This is a genomic window from Aeromonas molluscorum 848, from assembly GCF_000388115.1.
In the GTDB taxonomy this organism is placed as follows: Bacteria; Pseudomonadota; Gammaproteobacteria; order Enterobacterales; family Aeromonadaceae; genus Aeromonas; species Aeromonas molluscorum.
Window position 1 is genome coordinate 1 of sequence record NZ_AQGQ01000183.1, and the last position, 7,403, is coordinate 7,403.

Annotated in this window: 5 protein-coding genes; all 5 read right to left on the reverse strand. The window is 64.6% G+C overall.

Features of this window, described 5'->3' with window-relative positions:
* Window positions 1-389, reverse strand: a 389-nt coding sequence (locus G113_RS17615; RefSeq protein ID WP_005908029.1) for a potassium-transporting ATPase subunit C, incomplete at its 3' end; no start/stop codon positions are given.
* Between the two features lie 85 nt (window positions 390-474).
* Window positions 475-2,529, reverse strand: coding sequence for a potassium-transporting ATPase subunit KdpB (kdpB, locus tag G113_RS17620; protein WP_005908031.1), 2,055 nt, complete (start codon window positions 2,527-2,529; stop codon window positions 475-477).
* Window positions 2,526-4,205, reverse strand: a complete 1,680-nt coding sequence (kdpA, locus tag G113_RS17625; protein WP_005908032.1) for a potassium-transporting ATPase subunit KdpA — start codon at window positions 4,203-4,205, stop codon at window positions 2,526-2,528. Before kdpA ends, kdpB begins: the two co-directional genes overlap by 4 nt.
* 323 nt (window positions 4,206-4,528) lie before the next feature.
* Entirely contained in the window at window positions 4,529-6,562 is a 2,034-nt protein-coding gene (locus G113_RS17630) for a protein-disulfide reductase DsbD family protein (protein ID WP_005908033.1), read from the reverse strand.
* Window positions 6,563-6,627: 65 nt separating this feature from the next.
* On the reverse strand, window positions 6,628-7,403 hold a 776-nt coding region (locus tag G113_RS21395; protein ID WP_005908035.1), incomplete at its 5' end, for a TlpA family protein disulfide reductase.

Sequence of the window (7,403 nt, forward strand, 5' to 3'; positions counted from 1 at the left end):
ACCCGGGCCACCTGAGCCAGCACGGCATCAAGGGGCAGTTGAGGGTCTACCCCGGATCCTGAGCGGGTCAGCATGGCGGGGGAGTGCCCCTGCCCGGCGGCGGCTTGCTGCTGGGCAAACTCGCTCCGTTGTGGCGAGCTCATCCCCAGATTGCTGCCGCCGCCCCCCAGAGTGACATAGGCGCTGGCGGAGGGGCGGGAGTGAAAGTATGCCGCCTTGGTGAATGGCTGGGCCAGCAGGGCGCTGCCGACCAGCTGGTTGTCCCGGTTGATGAGCTGGCTGCCATTGGCCTGCCAGGGAAAGGCGAGCTGGGCCAGCAAGGTGACCGTCAGCGGATAGGCGACACCGAGCAGCAGGGTCAGGGTGAGCAGTGTTCTGATGGCAATCATGATTCTTCCTTCTTCCAGGCGTTCGGCCGGTGACGGCGAACGCGATGAATCGGGGGCCAGCATCGACGGCCCCCATGGGGTTTTGCTACACCAGGCCAAAGCCGGTGACGACCAGATCGATGAGCTTGATGCCGATAAAGGGAACCAGCAGACCGCCGAGGCCGTAGACCAGCAGGTTGCGACGCAGCAGGCTGGCTGCACTGCCACTCAGGCTGACACCGCGCAGGGCTAGAGGCACCAGCGCCACAATGATCAGGGCGTTGAAGATGATGGCCGACAAGATGGCGCTCTGGGGACTGCCGAGCTGCATCAGGTTCAGCGCATCGAGTTGGGGATAGGCGGCAATGAACAGGGCCGGCAGTATGGCGAAATACTTGGCCACATCGTTGGCGATGGAGAACGTCGTCAGGGCTCCCCGGGTCACCAGCAGCTGCTTGCCGACTTGCACCACGTCCAGCAACTTGGTGGGGTTGGAGTCCAGATCGATGAGATTGCCTGCCTCCTTGGCGGCCTGGGTCCCCTCATTCATGGCCAGACCCACATCCGCCTGGGCCAGGGCTGGGGCATCATTGGCACCATCGCCGCACATGGCCACCAGCCTTCCGCCTGCCTGCTCCTGACGGATATAAGCCAGCTTCTTCTCCGGCGTCGCTTCGGCGATGAAGTCATCCACCCCGGCCTCGGCGGCGATGGCGGCGGCGGTGAGCGGGTTGTCCCCGGTGATCATCACAGTGCGGATGCCGAGATGGCGCAGCATCTGGAAACGAGCCTTGATGCCGGGCTTGATGATGTCCTTGAGGTAGACTGCGCCGAGCAGTTTCTCCTGGTTGCAGACCAGCAGCGGGGTGCCACCCTGGCGCGCGATGCGCTCCACCGCCAGGCGGATCGGCTCAACGAGCTGCTTGGGGGTCATCCCCAGATAGGCGAGGACGGCATCCACGGCGCCTTTACGGTAGCGGTGATGGCCCCGATCCAGCCCGCTCAGCCGGGTCTCGGCACTGAAGGGGATCAAGCTGTCATCCGGATCCAGACTCGGCCTAGTCTGGCTCTTGGCCGCCAGGGTGAGGATGGATTTTCCCTCAGGGGTGTTATCGCCCAGGGAGGCCAGCATGGCTGCCTGAGCGAGCAGGCCGGGTTCTATGCCGGGCGCCGGGATGAACTCATCCGCCATGCGGTTGCCGAAGGTGATGGTGCCGGTCTTGTCGAGCAACAGGGTACGTACATCCCCGGCCGCTTCGACCGCCCGCCCCGATTTGGCGATGACATTGAGTTTTACCAGTCTGTCCATGCCGGCAATGCCTATGGCGGAGAGCAGGCCGCCTATGGTGGTCGGGATCAGGGTGATAAAGAGCGCGATCAGATAGATCCTGGGCACCTGGCTGCCGTTGTAGGCGAGGAACCAGGGCAGGGTAGCGACCACCAGCAAGAAGATCAGGGTCAGCCCGACTAGCAGGGCATCGAGGGCCATCTCATTCGGGGTCTTCTGGCGCTTTGCCCCTTCGACCAGGGCTATCATCCTGTCGAGGGTGCTCTCACCCGGATTCTGGGTGACTCGCACCCAGATCCTGTCCGACACCACCTGGGTGTTGCCGGTGACGCCACTGCGATCCGTGCCGGACTCGCGAATGACGGGGGCCGACTCTCCCGTGATGGCCGCCTCGTTGACCGAGGCGATCCCGGCGATGACCTCGCCATCCGCCGGTATGGTCTCGCCGCTGCAGACCAGCACCATATCCCCCTTCACCAATTGACTGGCAGGGATCCAGCTGCCCAGGCTGTCATCCGGGGAGCTGACCCAGCGCGCCTGGAGCTGGCTCATACCCGCCTTCAGACTGTCGGCTCTGGCCTTGCCTCGTCCCTCGGCCAGAGCCTCGGCGAAGTTGGCAAACCAGAGGGTCAGCCACAGCCAGGCCGTGAGCTGCCAGGCCAGGCTGGCCTGCACTCCGGAGATGGGCTGGCCAAGCAGGGACTCTATGGTGGCCATCAGCGCCGCCAGCCAGAGCGTAAAGAGGATGGGGCTGGCCAGCAGCGCCTTGGGATGGAAGCGTCGCAGCGCCGTGATGGCGGCCTGAACCAGCAAGGAACGACTCTTGCCGCTGGTGGTCTCCTCGGTCAGCGAGTTGGCATTGGACAGGTTCATGGTTGAACTCCTAGCAGCAGATGTTCGGCGACGGGTCCCAGTGCCAGTACGGGCAGGAAGGAGAGGCCGCCCATCAGCAGGACTGTGATGATAAGCAAGGTGATAAACAGCGGGCCGCGTACCGGGAAATCCCCGTCTCCCCGGTCCTGGGTGGGGGCCTTGGCGAGTTGGCCGGCGATGGCGAGTACCGGGATGATGTAACCAAAGCGCCCGAGCAGCATGGCCAGCGCGATGGCAATACATTGCCAGCTGTCGGCGGCGCCAAAGCCGGCGAAGGCCGAGCCGTTGTTGCCGGTCGCCGAAGCGTAGGCATAGAGCAGGCGGGATAGACCGTGTGGACCCTCATGGCCAATGACGGCTTGCGAGCCGGGCAGCAGCAGGGTCAGGCCGCCGATCACCAGTACGCCGACCGGCATGACCAGCACGCTGGCGACCACCCACTTCATCTCCGTGATACCGAGCCGCTTGCCGAGGTAGCTGGGGGTGCGCCCCACCATGAGTCCACACAGGAAGACGGTCAGCAGCACGAACAGCATCATGCCGTAGATACCTGCGCCGACGCCGCCAAATACCACCTCTCCCAGCAGCATGTTGATCATGCCGACCATGCCGCCCAGGGGGGTGAAGCTGTCATGCATGGCATTGACCGACCCGTTGGAAGCGGCTGTGGTCGCCACTTCCCAGATACTGGAAAGGACGGGGCCGAAGCGGCTCTCCTTGCCCTCCCAGTTGCCTGCCTGACCACTCAGTTGCGCCAGATTCGGATCCGCTTTCAGCTCCTGACTGATGGAGAGGCAGAGCCCCAGCACCAGCAGCAGTGTCATGGCAGCCAGAATGGCGCGGCTGTGGCCCGCATCCTTCACGTAGCGTCCCAGGGTGCAGACCAGGGCGGCGGGCAGGGTCAGCAGGGCCACCATCTCCAGCCAGTTGCTGAGGGCCGTCGGGTTTTCGAACGGATGGGCCGAGTTGACCCCAAAGAAGCCACCACCGTTGGAGCCGAGCTGCTTGATGGCGATTTGCGACGCGGCAGGGCCCAGCGGCATCAGCTGCTCCTGACCCTCCAACCCATGGAATGGCAGGTAGGCAGACAGGCTCTGAGGCACTCCTTGCCAAACCAGCAGCAGGGCCATCACCAGTGCCATGGGCAGCAAGACATAGAGGCAGAATCGCACCAGGTCACGCCAGAAGTTGCCCAGATGATGGGTCTGCTGGCGGGACAGGCCACGGAACAGTGCTATGGCTACAGTGGCACCGGTGCCGGCCGAGACGAAGTTCTGGGTGGTGAGTCCGATCATCTGGCTGAAGTAGGAGAGACTGGCCTCACCGGAATAGGCCTGCCAGTTGGTATTGGTCACGAAGCTGACCGCAGTATTAAGGGCTAGCGGCCAGTCAAGCCCTGGCAGAGCTTGCGGGTTGAGGGGCAGCAGTCCCTGGGCCATCAGGATCAGGAACAGCAAACCGGCGCCAGCGCCGTTGAAGGCGAGCAAACTCAGGCCATAGGACTTCCAGTCCTGCTCCCGACCATCTGTGCCGCAGCAGGCCAGGGTGAGGCGTTCAAGGGGGGCCAGCCAGCTAACCCGCCCCTCGAATACCCGGTGAAGATAGGCGCCCAGCCAGGGGGCGGGGAGCAGTACCAGCAGCACGAAGGCGGCCGGGTAAAGATATGCTTGCCACATCATGGTCTCCTCACTCATGGCTGCGCGTCAGGGCGCGAGCGAGGTAACAGACGAGGGCGAGGACAAGCAACAGATACAGCCAGTTCATAGCGACTCCATAGCGATTTCTCAAGGTCGGATTTGACCCTGAAAGCATATGGAACAAGGGCGTAAAGGCGCCATAAAGCGGCATGGGGCGGGCGTAAAATCGGCGTAAAAAGCGAGGGTATGGGGAGGAATAGCATGGAAAAACCCGGCTTTGGCCGGGTTTATAAACGTGGGGAGGGGGACTTGTCGTCTCGCTGAGCCATGCACTAATCAAGGGTCCGGAGCATGGCAGGGTGTCATGGCCTAACCTGTTCGATCAGGGTGTCGGGGCCCAGGATTTGGGGCAGGGTAAGCGGTTCGCGCTGACCCGGCGTATACCAGAGATAGAGCGGCACGCCGGAACGGCCGTGCTGCTCCAGGAAGGCGGTGATCTCGGGATCACCGTTGGTCCAGTCCCCGCGCATCATCTCGACCCCGGCCTCGGCGAATGCCTCGGCGGTGGCGCTGCGATCGATGGCGACCTGCTCATTGACCTTGCAGGTCATGCACCAGTCGGCGGTGAAGTAGAGGAAGACCGGCTTGTTCCCCTCTTGCAGGCGGGCCAGTTTCTCCCGATCGAACGCCTGCTGGCTGACGGCGGCCTTCGGTTGGGCGCTGGCCTGAGCCAGCTGGTTCAAACCGAGTGAGCCTGCCAGCAGGATCGCCAGCACGGCAGGCAGCCAGGCCCTCGGCTTCATCGCCCGCTGGCGCAGGCCGGTCAGCCAGAGGCCGAATGCGGCCAGCATGGCGTAGCCCACGCAGGCGGTCAGTACGTTGGTCGAGACCTGCTGACCGAGCACCCATAGCAGCGCCAGCATGGTCAGGAACATCGGCACGGCCAGCAGATGGCGCAGGGTTGCCATCCAGAGGCCGGGTTTCGGCATCCGGCGCTGCAAGGCCGGGATGAAGCCCAGCAGCAGGAACGGCAGCGCGATGCCGAAGCCCAATCCGGCGAACACCAGCATCCCCGCCAGCGGCGGCAGGATCAGGGCGGTGCCGAGGGCCGCCGCCATAAAGGGGCCGGTGCAGGGGGTAGCGACGAAGGCGGCCAGTACGCCGGTCCAGAACGCGCCAGCGGCGCCGTCACGCTGGGTCAGCTCGGCCCCGGCGTTGATGGATCTCAGCTCGAACAGGCCCGCCATGTTGAAGGCGATGACGCAGGTCAGCAGTAACAGCAGCAGGATCATGCGCGGATCTTGCAGCTGGAAGGCCCAGCCGATCTGGGTGCCACCCGCCCGCAGGGCGAGCAGACCGCCGCCGAGCGCCATGCACATCGCCATCACGCCCGCGGTGTAGGCCAGCCCCTCGCGCCGGGCGGCACCGGCACTGGTGCCCGCCCGCGCCAGACTCATTGCCTTGAGGCTGAGGATGGGGAAGACGCAGGGCATCAGGTTCAGCAGCAGGCCACCGACCACCGCCCCCGCCAGTGCCAGCAGCACCACGACGACACCGGTCTCGGCTTCGGCGGCCGGGACTTCTCGTCTCGCTTCCAGCTCCAGTCCGAGGCCATTCCCCAGTGCCAGCGTCGCCATAAACGAATCGGTCGCTTGGGTGCCGACTCTGGTCTCGATGGTGAGCATGCTCTCGTTGCGCTCGAACCGCTGGGGGGCGGCATCAACGATGGCCTGCTTGGTGGCGGAGAAGAGGTGGGGATCGGTTATCTCGACGCTGGCCGGGAGCGGCACATGCAGGCGCAGCAGCTGGTCGGTGACGGTGAAGCTGGCGGGCACGGCGAGCGGTCTGGGCAGCGCCTTGCGCCACTCGACGAAATCGGCGGCCAGCGCGGGATCGGGCTCCCCGTTGCCGACGTGCAGGGTGGTTTGCAGGCTGGCGCGCTCGGGGACGCAGGCGTCGTGGCGGCAGGCCAGATACTGCATGTCGAGGCGGATCGGCAGCGCGGTGCCGACGGCGAGGCAGTCCGCGATGGTCAGCTCGGTTAGCAGCGCGTAGGGCTGGCCATAAACGTTGTTCATCATGCCGTCGATCAGCAGGGTCTGCGGCAGCGGATAGGCGACCTCACCGACGCTGACGCCCTCGGGCAGGTGCCAGGTCAGCTTGGGGGCCAGACCGACATCACCTGGCTGCTTCCAGTAGCCGTGCCATTCGCCATGGGGCTCCATGTGGATGGCGAGAGTCGTGGAGCCATTGGCGGCCGGGGTTGAGCTGGCGGCGTGCAGGGAGGAGGCGATCAGCACCTCCTGTGCACCGGGCATGTCGGCCGCGATCAGGGCGGGGGTGCTCAGGCCGAGGCAAAGCCCGAGCAGCAACTGCTTCAAGGAGTCGAGTTTCATGGTTCTCTTTCTCTGGCAGAAAAAAAGACACCGGCCGACAGGCCGGTGTCTGCGAGGCTTGGGGATTATTTCAGGCTGTTGACGGCATCGGCCAGATTGGTATCTTTCGGGCCAATTATATGGGTGACGCGGCTCTGAGAGTCCAGCAGCACCACGCTGGGGATGTCGCGCACGCCGAAGGCTCGGAACAGGGAGTCATCGTCGTTCAGCGCCAGTGGCAGGCTGCTCTTGGTGGTCTTCTGGTAATCCAGCAGATCGGCGGCGGAGACCCACAGGCCGGAGGAGACGCCGACCCAGTCGATGGTCTTGCCCTGTTCGGTCGCCATCAGCTTGTCGGCCTCTTCGCGCACATACTGGCAGGCCTTGGCGGTCTGCGGGCGGCTCTCGGCGAGGTAGGATTCACACCAGGGGGCGAAGAAAACGATGGCGCGCGGCTTTTTCGCGGCGGCGAAGTCCAGCTTGCTGCCGTCCAGCAGGGGGATCCCCAGATCGCTGATCTTGTCGCCCACGGCGAAGGTGGCTGCGGCGGTAGCATCGGCGGCCTTGGCGACCGGTTGCTTGCCCTCTGCCACGGCCTGTTGCAGCGCGGTGTGCAGCTCCTGATTATCCAGATGGCCCACGTGCATGATGCGGCCATCGCGACCGATCAGCACGTGCTGCGGGGTGACGCGCAGGTTCAGCGCGGTAGCCAGAGTGCCGTCGTCGATGGCGATGGGCATGGTCAGGCCCAGCTCCTTGCGGTAGGCGCGGATGGAGTCGGCATCATCGGAGAAGCCGGTGTTGACTGCGATCACCTCGATCTGGTCGCCAAACTTCTGCTGAATGGCTTCGAAGCCGGGCA